Below are 14,604 nucleotides of genomic sequence, written 5' to 3' on the forward strand. Positions count from 1 at the left end.
GGTCTGCTACGCTGATCCGAGGTTTTCGAGGTGACGCCATGAAACCGATCCCACGTTTCGCATCCGTATTGCTCGTCGCGGCCATGGGCGCCGCCACTGCCGCCGACCGGACGCCGCCGAAGTCCGACGTGCCGCCGCCGCCCGGCATGGACGAGCCGGGCGTGACGACGGCGCCGCAGCCGGCGGCCGCCGCGGAACCCGCTGCCGCGCGTACGCAGGCGGACGATCCGCTCGCGCCGCTACCCAAGCCCGATGCGCGCCTCGTGCGCGACAAGGCGTCGCGGGACAAGGCCGCGACCGACGACCGCATCGCGCGCAGCGACGTGACCAAGCGCAAGCAAGGCGACGACACGGTCGAGGAGTACCGGCAGAACGGTCGCATCTGGATGATCAAGATCATCCCGATCACGGGGCCGAGCCAGACGTTCATGGCCAACGACGGCAGCGGCCGGCTCGTGCGCGACCCGAAGGAAGGCCCCGTATCGCCGGTCTATTACTCGCTGTACGAATGGAAGTAGGTCGGTGCGCGCAACGCGCGTGCGGCCGTCGCCATGCCATGACCGGCACGCACCCGGCTGAGCGGCGGCACTCGCGAACGAACGTGCGGCCGTCGCCATGCGCGTCGCGCGCTTCGTACCGCCCTAAGCTCGAAGTGGGGCGGTACGCGCTGCGCGCGTGCCGCGCTGTCGGATCGCATCAACCCGCGAGCCAGTCGCGCGGCTTGAGGTACTCGGCAAGACGTGCTTCCGCGCTGCCCGGCTCCGGCGCGTAGGCGTATTCGAAGCGCACGCGCGGCGGCAGCGACATGAGGATCGATTCCGTGCGCCCGCCCGATTGCAGGCCGAACAACGTGCCGCGGTCGTAGACGAGATTGAACTCGACGTAGCGACCGCGCCGGTACAGCTGGAACTCGCGCTCGCGTTCGCCGTACGGCGTCGCCTTGCGTCGCGCGACCAGCGGCAGGTACGCCTCGAGGAACGCATTGCCGACGCTGCGCATGAGGCCGAAGCAGCGCTCGAATCCGCCCGCGGCAAGATCGTCGAAGAACAGGCCGCCGACGCCGCGCGTCTCGTTGCGGTGCTTGAGGAAGAAGTACTCGTCGCACCACTGCTTCCAGCGCGGATGGATGTCGTCGCCGAATGGCGCGACCGCGTCGCGCGCGATCGTATGCCAGTGGACGACATCCTCGTCGAACGGGTAGTACGGCGTGAGATCGAAGCCGCCGCCGAACCACCAGCTGCGATCCGCACCCGGGTTCTGCGGACGCGCTTCGAAGTAGCGCACGTTCATGTGCGAGGTCGGCACGTACGGATTGCGGGGATGCACGACGAGCGACACGCCGAGGGCGGTCCACGGAGCCCCGGCGAGTTCGGGCCGGTGCGCGCTCGCCGCCGGCGGCAGTCGCACGCCCGAGACGAGCGAGAAGTTGACGCCGGCCTGCTCGAACACGGCGCCTTCCTTCAGCACGCGCGTGCGGCCGCCGCCCGAAAGCGGGTCGGCCGTCGCAGGACGCGCGCCCGTATCGCTCGCCGACGATGCGGCAGGAAAAGCGACCGGCGAATGCGCAGGACGGGTCGAGGGACCGGAGCCGGGATCGTGTGCACCGTCCGCGCGCTGCCAGCGGTCCTCGGTGAAGCGCGCATCGCCGTCGGCGCCCTCGAGCGCGTCGCAGATGCGATCCTGCAGGCCGGTGAGGAACGCGTGCACGAGATCGATGCGCACTTCCGGCGCGGGGTCGCCATGAGGCGTGAAGGCGTCGACCATCGGACGGCTCGTTACGTGTCGGAATGGGGGGGATGGTAGCAGCGGCGCGCGCCGCCCCGGGCCGCCTGCGGCGCTGTGTCATAATTTCCGGCCATCCACGACCCCGTCGCCGCGTGCCCAGCCGCATTCCGCCGCTAGCCATCACCGCGTACACCGCCACGTCCGCGCTCGGCCGCGGCCGCCTCGCACACGTCGAGGCGTTGCGCGGCCGGCGTACGGGCTTGCGCGAGAACGACTTCACGCCGACGCCGCTCGCCTGCGCGATCGGTCGCGTCGATGGCCTCGAGGACCTGCCGCTGCCGCCCGGGTTCGCCGAACACGACAGCCGTAACAACCGCCTCGCCTGGCTCGGCCTCGGCGCGGACGGTTTCCTCGATGCCGCGCGCGCGGCGATCGAGCGCCACGGCGCCGATCGCGTCGCGCTGCTCGTCGGCACCTCGACCGCGAGCATCGGCTCGACCGAGCAGGCCTTCCGCACGCTCGAGGACGGTCATTTTCCGGCCGCGTTCGCCGCGCCCGCGCTGCACACGCCGCATTCGCTCGGGCTGTTCCTCGAGCACGTGCTCGGCACGCGCGGCCCGTGCTGCACCACGGCCACGGCATGCTCGTCGAGCGCGAAGATCTTCGCCCAGGGCGAACGCCTGATCCGCCTGGGCATCGTCGACGCGGCGATCCTCGCCGGCGTCGACACGCTCTGCGGCAGCGTGCTGTTCGGCTTCAACGCACTCGAACTCGTCTCGCCCGAGCCGTGCCGACCGTTCGACGTCGCCCGGCGCGGCATCTCGATCGGCGAGGCGGCCGGTTTCGCCCTGCTCGAACGCGACGGTGCCGGCGTGCCCCGGCTGCTCGGCTACGGCGAATCGTCCGACGCGCACCACATGTCGACCCCGCATCCGCAGGGCCTCGGCGCCCGCATCGCACTCGCCGACGCATGCGCGCGCGCGGGCATCGACGCGCGCGAGGTCGACTACGTCAACCTGCACGGCACCGCGACCCTGAAGAACGACGAAGTCGAAGGCGCGCTGCTCGCCGACGCGTTCGCACCGACGGTGCGCGCGAGCTCGACCAAGGGTTGGACCGGGCATACGCTCGGCGCGGCCGGCATCGTCGAAGCCGTCATCACGCTGCTCGCGATCGAGCACGGCTTCGTGCCGGGCACGCTCAACACCGCCGCCCCGGAGCCGCTGTGCGCCTCGCGACTCGCGCTCGCCAACGAGGAGCGCGACCTGCGCATCGCGCTGAGCCATTCGTTCGGCTTCGGCGGCAACAACTGCACGCTCGCGTTCGGGTGCGCCGCATGAGCGCGGACCTGACCGTTCATGTCGAAGGCATCGGCTGGCGCTCGCCCGGCCTCGCCGACTGGGCGGCCGCGAGCGCGCTGCTGCGCGACGGCGGCGTGCCTGCGCTGGTCGGCGCGAGCGGCGCGAACCCCGCCGCATTGCCCCCGAACGAACGCCGGCGCGCTCCCGAAACCGTGCGGCTCGCCTGCGACGTCGCGGGCCAGGCCTGCACGATGGCCGCGCGCGAGCCCGCCTCGCTCGCCTGCGTGTTCGCCTCGATGCATGGCGACCTCGCGATCACCGAACACATGTGCATGACACTCGCCGCGAATCCACTCGAACTCTCGCCGACGAAGTTCCACAACTCCGTGCTGAACGCCGCCGCCGGCTATTGGACCGCCGCGACCGGATGCCACGCCGCGTCATGCGCGTTGTCGGCGTCCGGCGCGAGCTTCGGCGCCGGCCTCTTCGAAGCCGCGGTCGAAGCCCACGCGAACCGCACGTCGGTGCTGTTCGCGGCCTACGACGCGGGCGAGCCCGGCCCACTCAGCGAGGCGATGCGCGCCGAGGCGAGCTACGGCGCCGCTTTCGTGCTCAGCCCGGAGCGTGGGCCGCGCACGCTCGCCGCGTTGCGCCTGCGGCACGACGGGTCCGCCGCCGACGGCGACGGACCGGACGCGCGCGGCGCGTGGCTCGGTGCGGCGCTGCCGCTGCTCGACGCACTTGCGCACGGCCGCGCGGCCCGCATCGGCTTGCCGGCCGGCCGTGGCGCCGCACTCGCGATCGAGGTGCTCGCATGAGCGCGACCGATCCCGCGCGCGTCGTCGTCGCGATACCGGCGCTCAACGAGGAGCGGGCGATCCGCGGCGTGGTCGAATCCGTGCTCGCGATCTGCCCGAACGTGATCGTCGTCGACGACGGCTCGACCGACCGCACGGTCGAATGCATCGCCGATCTGCCGCACACGCTGATCCGCCACGCGACGCCGCTCGGCAAGGGCCAGGGTCTGCGCGACGCCTTCCGCAAGGCGCGCGAACTCGGTTTCGACGCCGTGATCGCGATGGACGGCGACGGCCAGCACCTCGCCGACGACATCCCGCGCCTGCTCGCGGCGGCCCGTCGTCACCCGGAGCACATCGTCATCGGTGCGCGCATCCGCAACCGCGAGAACCAGCCGAAGGCGCGACGCCGCGCCAACGGGGTCGCCGACTGGGGCATTTCGTGGGGCTGCGCGCTGCCCATCGCGGACACGCAGAGCGGCCAGCGCTACTACCCGCTCGGCGCGCTCGAGCTCGCCGACCTGCCCGCGGATGATTTCGTGTTCGAGGCCGCCCTGCTGATCGCGGCGACGCGCGAGAAGGGTCTTGGCGTCGTGTCGGTGCCGATCGACTCGCGCTACCAGGGCGAGTTCCGCCTCAGCCATTTCCGCCCGGTGCGCGACGTCACGCGCATCACCTTGTACACGGCCGGCCGCATCATCCACTACGGCCGCATCATCGACAGCTACCGCCGCGGACACGACCGCCCGCCGCTGATCTACGATCCGCCTGCGGACGCGTGACGAGGGGCGCCGGTGCCGCACCTGCTGCTGCAGCTCAGCGTCATCCTCGCCACCGCGCGCCTGCTCGCGCTGCTGCTGCGCCGGCTCGGCCAGCCGCCCGTCGTCGGCGAGATGATCGCCGGCTTCGTGCTCGGGCCGATCGGCTTCGGGGCGCTCGCGCCGACCTGGCATGCGGCGCTGTTCCCCAAGGACGGCCTCGCCGCGCTGCAGGGGCTCGGCCAGCTCGGCCTCGTGCTCTTCATGTTCATCGTCGGCGCCGAGCTGCGCGCGCCGGATGGGGTGCGCGCGGCGCTCGTGAAGGCGGCCTGGGTCGGCATCCCCGGCGTGGTGCTGCCGGGCGCGCTCGGCCTCGCGATCGCGCCGGCGCTGTACGCGGACTTCGCGCCCGGTGGTGTCGGCGTCGGGCCATTCGCGCTGTTCATGGCCGCCGCGCTCGCGATCACCGCGTTCCCGGTGATGGCGCGCATCCTCAAGGACCGCGGTCTCACCCATTCGCCCATCGGCCAGCTCTCGCTCGGTGCCACCGCGATCGCCGACGTGCTCGTATGGATCCTGCTCGCGTTCGTGATCGCATCGATCTCCGCGCACGGCGACGCAGCGTTGATGCGTGCGCTGGTCGGGCTCGCGCTCGCGAGTGCGGCCGCATTCGGCCTGCTGCGCCCGCTGCTCGCGCGCCTGCTCGCGCGCCACGCGAGCGATGGGCGCCCCGGCGGCGGCGTGCTCGGCCTGCTGCTGATCGGCACCTGCGCGATGGCGGCGGCGACCGAGTGGCTGGGCCTGCACGCGGTGTTCGGAGCCTTCCTCGCCGGCGCCTGCCTGCCGCGCGACGACCGCCTGCTCGACACGCTCGTCGAGCGCCTCGAGCACGTCGCCGTGCTCGTGCTGATGCCGGTGTTCTTCGCGCTTGCGGGGCTCGGTACGACCGCCGACGCGTTCACCGCCACCGGGCTATCCGCGCTGTTGCTGATCCTCGCCGCGGCCGTGCTCGGCAAGATCATCGGCGCGGGCGGCGGCGCGCGCATCGCCGGACTCGACGGGCGCGCATCCCTCGCCGTGGGTTCGCTCATGAACGCGCGCGGCCTCATGGAACTGGTGGTGCTCCAGGTCGGCCGCGACGCGGGCGTCATCGGTCCCGCGCTGTTCACGCTGATGATGGCGATGACGATCGCGACGACGCTGATGGCGACGCCGATGCTCGAGCTGTGCGTGCGGCGCGGACGCGACGGCACGCCCGCGCGCGCCGGGCGCGACGCCGCTTCGACGGCTCAGTCGCCGACGACGCGCAGCCCGAAGTAGAGCGAGGCGTCACCGACGAACTGCGCGCTGCCCTCGATGTTGAGCCGCAACGTGGTCGGCTTCCTGAAGAACTCGCGCGCCTGCGCCTCGCTGAGCCCGTAGTTCTGCACCAGCGTCTGCCTGCTCAGCAGGCCGGCGATGCACACGGACGAATCGCGCTCGCGCTCGAACAGGTGCTGCCCGGCTGCGAGCGGTACCTCGAAGCGCTCCGACGACGTCAGGCCGGTCAGCAGGCTGCCGCCGAACGGCAGGCCCGTGTTCGGATCGATCAGCGTCGGATCGTCGAGCACGGGATTCTCGACCGTGACGGTCGGAACGTAACTCAGCCGCGCGGTCGCGGGCGACGCGGTGGGGTTGTCGTAGTCGATCATGAGCACCGGCGAGAACCAGTAGCAGAGCAACGAATGGGTCGCGTTGCGCGGCAGCGTGATGCGGCCGATGTCATCGAACGCAAACGCGGTCGCCGCCGGCGCGGGCGCGAGCACCTGGCAGTGCTCCGCGCCGCTGCTGCAGTCGGGCGAGAGTTCGACCGATCCGTCGGCGAGACCGAGCCAGGTGAGGCTGCGGCCGAACGAATCGGCGTCGCCGACGTCGTCGGCGCTCGGCGATGCCGAAGGCGCCGCGCCGACGGCGCTGCGGATCGAGGTGGACGCCTTCGGCAACGGCACGTCGGCCGACCCATGCAGGTCGTCGGCGACCGCGCGCGATGCTTGGTTCGCGGCGAAAGCGGGCGATATCGACAGCGCGGCGACGACGGCGGCGGTGATTGTGCGGGCGAGCAGGTTCATGCGGGCACTCCTCTCGACGTGGTGGTGTGGCCGCATCCTGCGCGCCGCCGGCACGGCGCGCCGCGATGCACGCGACAGCCGCACGGCGAACGGCGTCACATTCCCGCGTTCAGGCCGACCGGAAGCCTCGACGGCGCCGCAAACCGGTCAGCCCATGCCGCCGTTGACGCCGATGACCTGGCCGTTGACGTAACCGGCCGCGTCGGAGCACAGGAAACGCACGACCGCGGCGACCTCGTCCGGCGTGCCCGCGCGGCCGGCCGGCACGATCGCCTTGAGCTGCGCCTCGTCGAACGCATTGCCGACCATGCGCCCGGCGATGACGCCCGGCGCAACGACGTTCGCGGTAATCCCGCGCGAGGCCATCTCGCGCGCGAGCGAGCGCGTCGCGCCGTGCAGCGCGGCCTTCGCCGCCGCGTAGTTGGCCTGGCCGCGGTTGCCGAGCACCGCGGCGACCGACGACAGCGAGACCACGCGACCCCAGCGCGTGCGCGCCATCGGCAGCAGCAGCGGCTGCACGACGTGGAAGAAGCCGTGCAGGGAGACGTCGATGACGCGCCGCCACTGCTCCTCGCTCATGCCGGCGAGCGGCGCGTCGTCGTGGATGCCCGCGTTGTGCACGACGATCGGGATCGGCCCGTGCGCGAGCTCGCCCTCGAGCGCGGCGCGCGCGGCCTCGCCGTCGACGAGGTCGAACGCGATCGCACGCGCGCGGCCGCCGGACGCGGCGATCGCGTCGACCACCGCCTGCGCCCGATCGAGCCCGCTGTGCGCATGCACGAGCACCTCGCAGCCGTCCGCGGCGAGCGCGCGCGCGATCGCGCCGCCGATGTCGCCGCTGCCGCCGGTGACGAGCGCGCGTCGATCCTGCTTCATGAATTGGCTCCGGACTGGTCAAGGGCGAATGATGGCGGCTTCGGCCGCACTTGCGTAGCCGACCGGTTGGCTGGCGCGAACCGTCGTACCTCGGCTCATGGACCGTTGGACGTCCGCCCGCACCAGCATCAGCAATACGGCGCCCGCCCACGCCATCGACCGGACGGTGCTCGTCGCACACCTCCCGGTCGAGACGGTTGTTTTACACCCGCATCGACCCGGCGTACCGGCGCGCGTGCACCTGTTCCGGGCTCCCCCGTGTGATATCCGCCGCCCCCGCGCGTATCACCCGTGCATGAGGCAGGATCGGAGGCCGGGGTGGACATGGCAGGGGTGGGCATGGCGACGGTGGCGCAGCGAGAGCAGTTCGAGCAGTTGCTCGAGCGCCATCGCGGCATCGTGCTGAAGATCGCGCACGCGTATTGTCGCGACGCGGAGGACCGGCGCGATCTCGCGCAGGAGATCGCGGCGCAGTTGTGGAAGGCGCTGCCGGCGTGGGACCGCGGCCGGCCGTTCTCGACATGGATGTATCGGGTCGCGCTCAACGTCGCGATCTCGCATGCGCGCTCGGCCGGCGAGCGCCGGCACGTGCCGCTCGACGAGGCTGGCGTCGAGCCGAGCCACGACGCCGATGCCGCGCGCGAGGCCGACGACGGCATCCGCGCGCTGTACCGCTGCATCGAGCGGCTCGACCCGCTCAACCGCGCGCTCATGCTGCTCTACCTCGACGAGCGCAGCCAGCGCGAGATCGGCGAGATCCTCGGCCTGTCCGGAACGAACGTGGCGACCAAGATCGGTCGCCTGAAGACGCGCATCCGCAACGAACTCGGTGAATGAGATGGAAACGACGATGGAACTCGACGACCTCAAGCACGCCTGGCAGACCCTCGACCGCCGCCTGCAGCAGCAGAACGCGCTCGGCTTCCAGTTGCTCAAGAACAGCCGTACCGACAACGCGCGACGCGGGCTGCGCCCGCTCGCGTGGGGCCAGGCGCTGCAGATCCTCGTCGGCGCGGCCGGCATGCTCGTGTTCGCGCCGTACTGGGTGCGGCACCTGCATGAACCCGCCTTGCTCGTGTGCGGTCTCGTGCTGCACGCGTACTGCCTCGGCCTCGTCATCGTCGGCGCGGTGGTCGAGGCGCGCATCGCCGCGATCGACTACGCCGCACCCGTGCTGGCGATCCAGCGCCAGCTGCTCGCGCTGCGCCGAGCCTACGTGATCGGCGGCATGATCGTCGGCCTGCCGTGGTGGTTCATCTATGTGCCGCTGCTGATCGTGCTCGGTAACGGCCGCATGCTCGAGGACGCGCCGTGGGTCGTCGCGATCCAGCTCGTCGTCGGCGCGCTCGGCCTGCTCGGCACCTGGTGGTTCCACCGCTGGGCGAACCGGCCCGAGCGCGCCGCATTCGGCCGCACGCTCGATGATTCCGCCGCCGGCGGCGGCATCCGCCGCGCGCAGGCGGCGCTCGACGAACTCGCGGCGTTCGAGCGCGACTAGTCAGCGCGGCGCGTGCGCGCGTTCGACGATCCAGCGCGCGCGGTTGGCGATCGTGACGTCGGGCACGTCGACGAGGGGGCGGAGCAGGTCGATCCGTCCTGCGTAGCCGGCCTCGTACGGACTCGGCTCGTCGACGGGCTGGGTGACCCAGGCATCGAGGAAGCGCTCGGCGGCGCGGCGTTCGTCCCCGGATCGATCGGCGGAGTAGGCGCTCTCGACCGCGGCGGGCAGGAACAGCGTGCCCGCACCGTAGCGGCCCGCTTCCTTGTCGTCGGCGAGGCGCTCGAACAACCGCGCGCGCTGCGCAGGCGCCAGCGTCGCGACGTGCTGCGATGCGCGCGCGGCGAGCGCGTGCACCGCCGCATCCGTGCCGGCGGGCGGGGGTGGCGTGCCCCAGTCGATGGGCGCGAGCGTATCGGCATACGCGCCGTCGCCGACGCGCCAGACGAGGCGCTCGCCGCCGTGCGCGAGTTGCGCCGCATCGGGCGACGACGCGACCAGCCGGCCCGTGACGTCGATGTCCGCGAGCATGTCGCCGACGATCTCGGCGACTTGCGGCTGCACGCGCGCGAGCGCGTGCGGCATCCGCTCGCCCCACCACGGCAGCAGCAGCAGCGGCACCACGGCCGCGAAGCGCATCGCGAGCGCGGGCACGCCGCCCATCAGCAAGGCCATGCCGCGCAACCAGAGCCAGACGCCGCCCGCGAGAGGCAGCAGGCCGACGAGCGAGGCGCCGCCATTGCCCGGGTCGCGCCTCGACGCGACGTAGGCGGCCGGCATCGCGGTGCCAGGGTCACGCGGGTCGAACGCGAGCGGAAACGCCGGTGGGACTGTGGCCCAGCCGGCGATCGCGGCGTCGAGCGGTCGATCGAGGCGCCGGCGCAACGCGTCCCACGCGGTGGGCGATGCGCGCGCGTCGAACCCGCTGAACGGAGGATGCGACTTCAGCCATGCGCTTTCGGCCTCGCCGACGCGGATCTGCGGTATCGCGAAGCCGCGTTCGTCGCGCGGCATCGCGAACGGAATGCCCGGCGCCATCGTCGCGTCGTCGACGAGCAGCGGCAGCGTCTCCTCGCCGTGCACGTTGATACGGTTGCCGCAGAACGCGCGCCGGATCGGCTGGCCCCATTCGCCGTCGTAGGCGACCACCGCGCAATGCGTCGCGCGCGCAGGCCCGGCCCAATTGCCCTTGTCGCCCTGGGCGGCGGCATCGAAATCGATCGCGAGCCAACTGTCGACGATGCGGCCGTCCGTGCTCGCGGAGTAGGCATGGAAGCGCCACGCATCGACGAGTCGCGCGGGGCCGACGAGCCAGCCGGCGCTGAGCAGCACGATCGCGAAACCGAGCGGGAACGCGGCGATGAAGCGGATCAGCGGGCTGACCGCGAGGCCGAGCGCATTGCCGAGCACGAATGCACGCCAGGGGCTCGCCGGCGCCTGCGGCGCCGCGACTTCGGCTGCCGGCATGGCCGTCGCGGCTCGACGCTTCGTTCGCTGCTTGCCCATCGACCCCTCCGCTGCGCCCGCACGCGGCGGATGCGATGCCCACGGCGGCGCGGTCCATTCTTCTGCGGCGCGCCGCACGGCGCAACGCGCCCGGTGGTGGACGTGCTCGCGAACCCTGGTGGCCGGTCGATCGGCACGGCGTCCGCTGCGCCGATCTCGCTTACCATGGCCGCTCTCGCGTCCGCCGCCTCCCTCGATGACCAAAACGTACGATCGCGCCTACTTCGACAGGTGGTACCGCAGCGCCACGCATCGCGTCGGCTCGCAGGCGGAACTCGCGCGCAAGGTTGCGATGGTCGTGCACCTCGCCGAGTACTACCTCGCGCGGCCGCTGCGCAACGTGCTCGACGTCGGTTGCGGCGAGGCCGCCTGGCGCGCTCCGCTGCTGCGCTTGCGGCCCAGGCTCGCCTATCGCGGGCTCGACTCGAGCGAGTATGCAGTCGCCCGCTACGGCCGCTCGCGCAACGTCGGACTCGCCACGTTCGGCCAGCTCGCGGAGCTGCGCTTCGACGAGCGCTTCGATCTCGTCGTCTGCAGCGACATGCTGCACTACGTGCCCGCACGCGAGGTCGCACGCGGCCTTTCGGGTTTCGCCGACCTGCTCGAAGGCCTCGCCTTCATCGAGGTGTTCACCGCGCGCGACGACCCGGGCGGCGACACGCGCGGCTTCATCGCGCGCTCGCCCGCGTGGTATCGCGCGCGTTTCGCCGCCGCGGGGCTCATCGCGTGCGGTTCGCACGCATACCTGTCGCCACGGCTGTCGCGATCGGTCGCGGCGCTCGAATGCGTGCCCGCGCGCATGTGAAGCCCGGTCGCGCCGCGCGGCCGGCACGAGCGCGGCGGCGGGGCGATGCCGGCCGGCCTACGGCGTCCGTGCCGCCGCGAGCAACCGGTCGCGCGTCGGGCGCTTGACCGGCACGCCGTTCGCGTCGCAGCTGCCGAGTCTGCACAGCTCGGCGCGGATCGCATCGACATTCTGCGCGACGACGTGGAACAGCGCGTTTTCTTCCATCGAGCCGTGCACGGCCGCCGAACCGGGGCCGCGCGCGTAGACCGCGACGTCGTCGCCGCCGTGCGTTTCCGCGCCGAGCGGCACCATCGCCTCCTGTTCGTAGTCCTCGGCCTCGGTGTCGACGTGCTCGAGGTTCGGCCGCCCGTGTTCGGCCCGCTGGTACGCGGTCGGATCGTGCGGATAGCGCTTGGGTCCCTCCGGCTGGCGGTCGCTCTTGCCCGGATAGCCCGGGCCGTTCGCGTACTGCAAGGTCGTGTACGGCAGGCCGGTCGCATCGCGCGCGTAATCCCGGGTCGGCGCGCCCTCGCCGCTCATGCCGCGCACCTTGCCGAGGATGGGGTTGCCGCGCGCGGGATAGCCGACGAACGTCAGCGTATGGCTGTGGTCGGCGGTGACGAGGATGAGCGTGTCGTCGGCCGACGTCATCTCGTTCGCGACCGCGACCGCGTGCGCGAACTCGATCGTCTCGTTGAGCGCGCGGAAGGCATTGCCCGCATGACTGCCGTGGTCGATGCGCCCGCCTTCGACCATGAGGAAGTAGCCGTTCGGGCGCTTCTGCAACACCTTCAGCGCGGCGCGCGTCATCTCCGACAGGCTCGGCTCGCCGGCCGGATCCTGCGCGCGTTCGTTCTCGTACTTGAGGTGCTCGACGTCGAACAGGCCGAGCACGCGGCGCGTGCGCGCGAGGTCGAGTGCGTCGAGCTGCCGCGTGTTCCAGACGTAGGCGGCGCCCGGCTGCTTCATCCACTCGGCGACGAGGTCGCGCCCGTCGAGGCGCTTGCCCGGGAAGCCGGCGTATTCCGGATCCTGCTGGCTCGCCGGCATGAACTCCGTGCGGCCGCCGCCGAACGCGACCGTGATGCCGTCGCCGATGCGGAAGTCGACGAGCTGGCGCGCGAAGTCGACGCAACCGGCGGCGCGATCGGCGTCCGACATGTCGGTATCGACTTCCCAGTTGCGCTCGGGCAGGTGGCCGTAGGTCGCCGCGGGCGTCGCGTGCGTGATGCGCGTGGTCGTGACGACGCCGGTCGCGAGGCCGGCGGCGGCGGCAAGTTCGAGCGCACTCACGACTTCGTTCCCCTTGCTCGAGGCGCAGTCGCCGCGGGTCGCGCGCTGGTCGACGCCGATCACGCCGAAACGCGTCTTCACGCCGCTCATGATCGCGGTCATCGTGCCGGCCGAATCGGGCGTCTGGTGGTCGGTCTCGTAGGTCTTGCTCAGCGCGCTCGCCGGGAAGTCCTCGAACGAGAGCCGGTTTTCCTCGCCCGAGCCGCCCTTGCGCTGGCCGTCGAGGATGCGCGCGGCGGTGATCGTCGGGATGCTCATGCCGTCGCCGAGGAACACGATCACGTTCTTCGCGTGCGCGCGCTGCGGCAGGTTCGCGTGCGCGGCGGCGGCGCCCGCGCGAAACCACCAGTCCGGCGTCTCGCCGTCGGGATGATGGATCGCGGGCACGTCGATCGCGGCGCCGGGCGCGCCCGCGCGTGGCGTGGCCGGCGCGCACGCGGCGGCGCCGAGGCAGGTCGCAACGCCCGCGGCGACGAGGCGCAGGGAAAGACAGGACATCGGCAGGCTCCCAAGTCGGACAACGTAACGGTGCACGAGTGCAGCATATCCGCGTTGCAGGCGCCATCGCGCAGGGCGCGCGCACGGGCGCGTCATCGACGTCGTCCGGTCCGCGCAACGCCCCAGGGCCGAAGGCCGCCGGCGCGCGCTTCCTTCGATTCCGTGGGGCTTCGCTATCGCAGCGCTCCCCGGAGCGACATCCCTCAGCGCGGTCGACGCGCGCGGCTCCGTGCGGATCTCGCGGCCGGCTTGCGCGTCGCCGCGGCCTTCCTCTTCGGCGGTGCCGGCGCCGCAGCGGCGAGCGCCGGCATGCGCAGGCCGCGCAACGACGCCGGCGCGACGATCGGCGTGCGCCCGACGCGGGCATCGAGTTCCTGCATCCAGCGCTGTGCGACGCGGTCCCAGCCGGCCGCGGTGAAATGGATCTCGTCGTGCCAGAACGACGCCGGCATCGCCGCGACGACCGGGCGCAGGTCGAAGTAGGCGACCCCGGGCAGTGCCGACACGCGTGCGTTGAAGCGGTTCATGACCTCGTCGACGATCGCGCGCGCGCGTGACCCGTCGAGCCCGCAGTGCTGCAACAACCAGGGCCCGACCCACGGTCCGATGCCGAGCATGGGCAGCCAGGTCGAGCCCGGCTCGAGCGTCGGGATGATCGGGCCGTAGCCGTTCGTGAGCACGGGCGCGGCGCCGGGGACGAGTCGGGCGCGCAGCGCGCTCCAGCGCTCGCCGATCTGGTCGAAGATCGCGTCGAGCGCGACGTCGTCGATGCGTGCTTCGCCGTCGCCGCCGCTGACGTAGGTCTGCACCTTCGGGATGAAGTCGTTGCCGCCGCCGCTGACCATGAACGCGTCGAACGCGAACGGCCGCTGCTGGCGCGCGAACTCGCTGCGCACGTAGTCGAGTGCGACGAGGTCGTGGTCGCCCGGCATCTGCTTCATCTCGAAGCCGACCTTGGCGATCGACAGCACGTTGAAGCCCGGGTGACCGGGGTCGATCGCACGCACCCAGTCGTCGTCGTTGAGCAGGTTGACGACCGACGCGCCGCGCCACCAGCCGCCTGGCGCGGCGAGCCAGGAATCGCCGGTCGCGAACACCTTGATCGCCTTGCTCCGGCTCCTGCAGCGAGCGAGGAACAGGTCGCAACGGTCGAGCGGATATTCGCGGATCGGACCGGCCATGGCGCGCTCCCGCGCCGGCGCGGCGCCGGCGTGTATACGAGTGTACCGCGTTCGGCTCAGCGCTGCGCGAGGCGGCTGTGGCGGATGCCGTAGGCGAAATAGATGACGAGCCCGAGCGCGACCCAGCCGATGAACACCGCCCAGGTGATCGCGGCGAGTTCGGACAGCAGCCAGAGCGAGAACACGATGCCGACCACCGGCACGATCGGCACCCATGGGGTGCGGAACGCGCGCGGCAGGTCGGGCTTGCGCCGGCGCAGGATCAGCACCGCGCTG

At 72.0% G+C, this 14,604-nt stretch carries 15 protein-coding genes; 8 read left to right on the forward strand and 7 right to left on the reverse strand.

The genetic code is table 11. The annotated features are described in order from the left end of the window. Window positions 1-38: 38 nt before the first annotated feature. Window positions 39-518 (forward strand): DUF2782 domain-containing protein, encoded by a 480-nt coding sequence (locus VI238_RS06405; protein WP_331649635.1) that lies wholly within the window; start codon window positions 39-41, stop codon window positions 516-518. A gap of 178 nt (window positions 519-696) precedes the next feature. On the opposite strand, the gene hemF is transcribed toward VI238_RS06405, so the two are convergent. Beyond that, a complete protein-coding gene (hemF, locus tag VI238_RS06410) occupies window positions 697-1,764 on the reverse strand; it encodes an oxygen-dependent coproporphyrinogen oxidase (RefSeq protein ID WP_331649637.1) in 1,068 nt (355 codons plus the stop codon). Between the two features lie 113 nt (window positions 1,765-1,877). Here hemF and VI238_RS06415 point away from each other — a divergent pair, with 113 nt between their 5' ends. The 4 genes from VI238_RS06415 to VI238_RS06430 are packed head-to-tail and all read left to right on the forward strand — an operon-like array spanning window position 1,878 to window position 5,901. Then, the gene (locus tag VI238_RS06415; protein WP_331649639.1) at window positions 1,878-3,065 is read left to right on the forward strand and encodes a beta-ketoacyl-ACP synthase; all 1,188 of its coding nucleotides are present in this window, start codon (window positions 1,878-1,880) and stop codon (window positions 3,063-3,065) included. Then, window positions 3,062-3,844 carry a beta-ketoacyl synthase chain length factor gene (locus tag VI238_RS06420; protein WP_331649641.1) on the forward strand — a complete coding sequence of 261 codons (783 nt, stop codon included), beginning with the start codon at window positions 3,062-3,064 and terminating at the stop codon, window positions 3,842-3,844. Before VI238_RS06415 ends, VI238_RS06420 begins: the two co-directional genes overlap by 4 nt. Continuing rightward, the gene (locus VI238_RS06425) at window positions 3,841-4,605 is read left to right on the forward strand and encodes a glycosyltransferase family 2 protein (protein WP_331649643.1); all 765 of its coding nucleotides are present in this window, start codon (window positions 3,841-3,843) and stop codon (window positions 4,603-4,605) included. The genes VI238_RS06420 and VI238_RS06425 overlap by 4 nt, the downstream gene beginning before the upstream one ends. Before the next feature lie 12 nt (window positions 4,606-4,617). Continuing rightward, window positions 4,618-5,901: a cation:proton antiporter gene (locus VI238_RS06430; protein ID WP_331649645.1), complete on the forward strand. Its 1,284-nt coding sequence runs from the start codon at window positions 4,618-4,620 to the stop codon at window positions 5,899-5,901. Here VI238_RS06430 and VI238_RS06435 read toward each other — a convergent pair. Further along, the gene (locus VI238_RS06435; RefSeq protein WP_331649647.1) at window positions 5,871-6,689 is read right to left on the reverse strand and encodes a hypothetical protein; all 819 of its coding nucleotides are present in this window, start codon (window positions 6,687-6,689) and stop codon (window positions 5,871-5,873) included. The two genes, VI238_RS06430 and VI238_RS06435, sit on opposite strands and share 31 nt — an antisense overlap. A gap of 147 nt (window positions 6,690-6,836) precedes the next feature. Then, window positions 6,837-7,565 carry a 3-oxoacyl-ACP reductase FabG gene (gene fabG / locus VI238_RS06440; RefSeq protein ID WP_331649649.1) on the reverse strand — a complete coding sequence of 243 codons (729 nt, stop codon included), beginning with the start codon at window positions 7,563-7,565 and terminating at the stop codon, window positions 6,837-6,839. 324 nt (window positions 7,566-7,889) lie between these two features. On the opposite strand from fabG, the gene VI238_RS06445 reads away from it, so the two are divergent. Beyond that, window positions 7,890-8,402, forward strand: a complete 513-nt coding sequence (locus VI238_RS06445) for a sigma-70 family RNA polymerase sigma factor (protein ID WP_331649663.1) — start codon at window positions 7,890-7,892, stop codon at window positions 8,400-8,402. Continuing rightward, entirely contained in the window at window positions 8,395-9,063 is a 669-nt protein-coding gene (locus VI238_RS06450) for a hypothetical protein (protein WP_331649651.1), read from the forward strand. Before VI238_RS06445 ends, VI238_RS06450 begins: the two co-directional genes overlap by 8 nt. On the opposite strand, the gene VI238_RS06455 is transcribed toward VI238_RS06450, so the two are convergent. Beyond that, window positions 9,064-10,569 (reverse strand): hypothetical protein, encoded by a 1,506-nt coding sequence (locus VI238_RS06455; RefSeq protein ID WP_331649653.1) that lies wholly within the window; start codon window positions 10,567-10,569, stop codon window positions 9,064-9,066. A gap of 196 nt (window positions 10,570-10,765) precedes the next feature. Here VI238_RS06455 and VI238_RS06460 point away from each other — a divergent pair, with 196 nt between their 5' ends. Further along, window positions 10,766-11,374 (forward strand): class I SAM-dependent methyltransferase, encoded by a 609-nt coding sequence (locus tag VI238_RS06460; RefSeq protein ID WP_331649655.1) that lies wholly within the window; start codon window positions 10,766-10,768, stop codon window positions 11,372-11,374. Window positions 11,375-11,431: 57 nt separating this feature from the next. Here the strand turns inward: VI238_RS06460 and VI238_RS06465 are convergent, their stop codons facing one another. From VI238_RS06465 to VI238_RS06475, 3 genes are all read right to left on the reverse strand, one after another. Further along, complete coding sequence (locus VI238_RS06465; RefSeq protein ID WP_331649657.1) at window positions 11,432-13,147, reverse strand: alkaline phosphatase; 1,716 nt, start codon at window positions 13,145-13,147, stop codon at window positions 11,432-11,434. A gap of 203 nt (window positions 13,148-13,350) precedes the next feature. Further along, window positions 13,351-14,328 (reverse strand): hypothetical protein, encoded by a 978-nt coding sequence (locus VI238_RS06470; RefSeq protein ID WP_331649660.1) that lies wholly within the window; start codon window positions 14,326-14,328, stop codon window positions 13,351-13,353. A gap of 56 nt (window positions 14,329-14,384) precedes the next feature. Next, a partial coding sequence (locus tag VI238_RS06475; protein ID WP_331649661.1) for an amino acid permease C-terminal domain-containing protein occupies window positions 14,385-14,604 on the reverse strand: 220 nt, incomplete at its 5' end.

It is taken from the genome of Dokdonella sp. (assembly GCF_036518555.1).
Taxonomy (GTDB): domain Bacteria; phylum Pseudomonadota; class Gammaproteobacteria; order Xanthomonadales; family Rhodanobacteraceae; genus Dokdonella_A.

What these genes read in the sequence shown, in the direction of transcription:
- VI238_RS06405 (WP_331649635.1), top strand. Translation starts at nt 39, where the DNA reads ATGAAACCGATCCCACGTTTCGCATCCGTATTGCTCGTCGCGGCCATG.
- hemF (WP_331649637.1), bottom strand. Translation starts at nt 1,764, where the DNA reads ATGGTCGACGCCTTCACGCCTCATGGCGACCCCGCGCCGGAAGTGCGC.
- VI238_RS06420 (WP_331649641.1), top strand. Translation starts at nt 3,062, where the DNA reads ATGAGCGCGGACCTGACCGTTCATGTCGAAGGCATCGGCTGGCGCTCG.
- VI238_RS06425 (WP_331649643.1), top strand. Translation starts at nt 3,841, where the DNA reads ATGAGCGCGACCGATCCCGCGCGCGTCGTCGTCGCGATACCGGCGCTC.
- VI238_RS06435 (WP_331649647.1), bottom strand. Translation starts at nt 6,689, where the DNA reads ATGAACCTGCTCGCCCGCACAATCACCGCCGCCGTCGTCGCCGCGCTG.
- fabG (WP_331649649.1), bottom strand. Translation starts at nt 7,565, where the DNA reads ATGAAGCAGGATCGACGCGCGCTCGTCACCGGCGGCAGCGGCGACATC.
- VI238_RS06445 (WP_331649663.1), top strand. Translation starts at nt 7,890, where the DNA reads ATGGCAGGGGTGGGCATGGCGACGGTGGCGCAGCGAGAGCAGTTCGAG.
- VI238_RS06455 (WP_331649653.1), bottom strand. Translation starts at nt 10,569, where the DNA reads ATGGGCAAGCAGCGAACGAAGCGTCGAGCCGCGACGGCCATGCCGGCA.
- VI238_RS06460 (WP_331649655.1), top strand. Translation starts at nt 10,766, where the DNA reads ATGACCAAAACGTACGATCGCGCCTACTTCGACAGGTGGTACCGCAGC.
- VI238_RS06465 (WP_331649657.1), bottom strand. Translation starts at nt 13,147, where the DNA reads ATGTCCTGTCTTTCCCTGCGCCTCGTCGCCGCGGGCGTTGCGACCTGC.
- VI238_RS06470 (WP_331649660.1), bottom strand. Translation starts at nt 14,328, where the DNA reads ATGGCCGGTCCGATCCGCGAATATCCGCTCGACCGTTGCGACCTGTTC.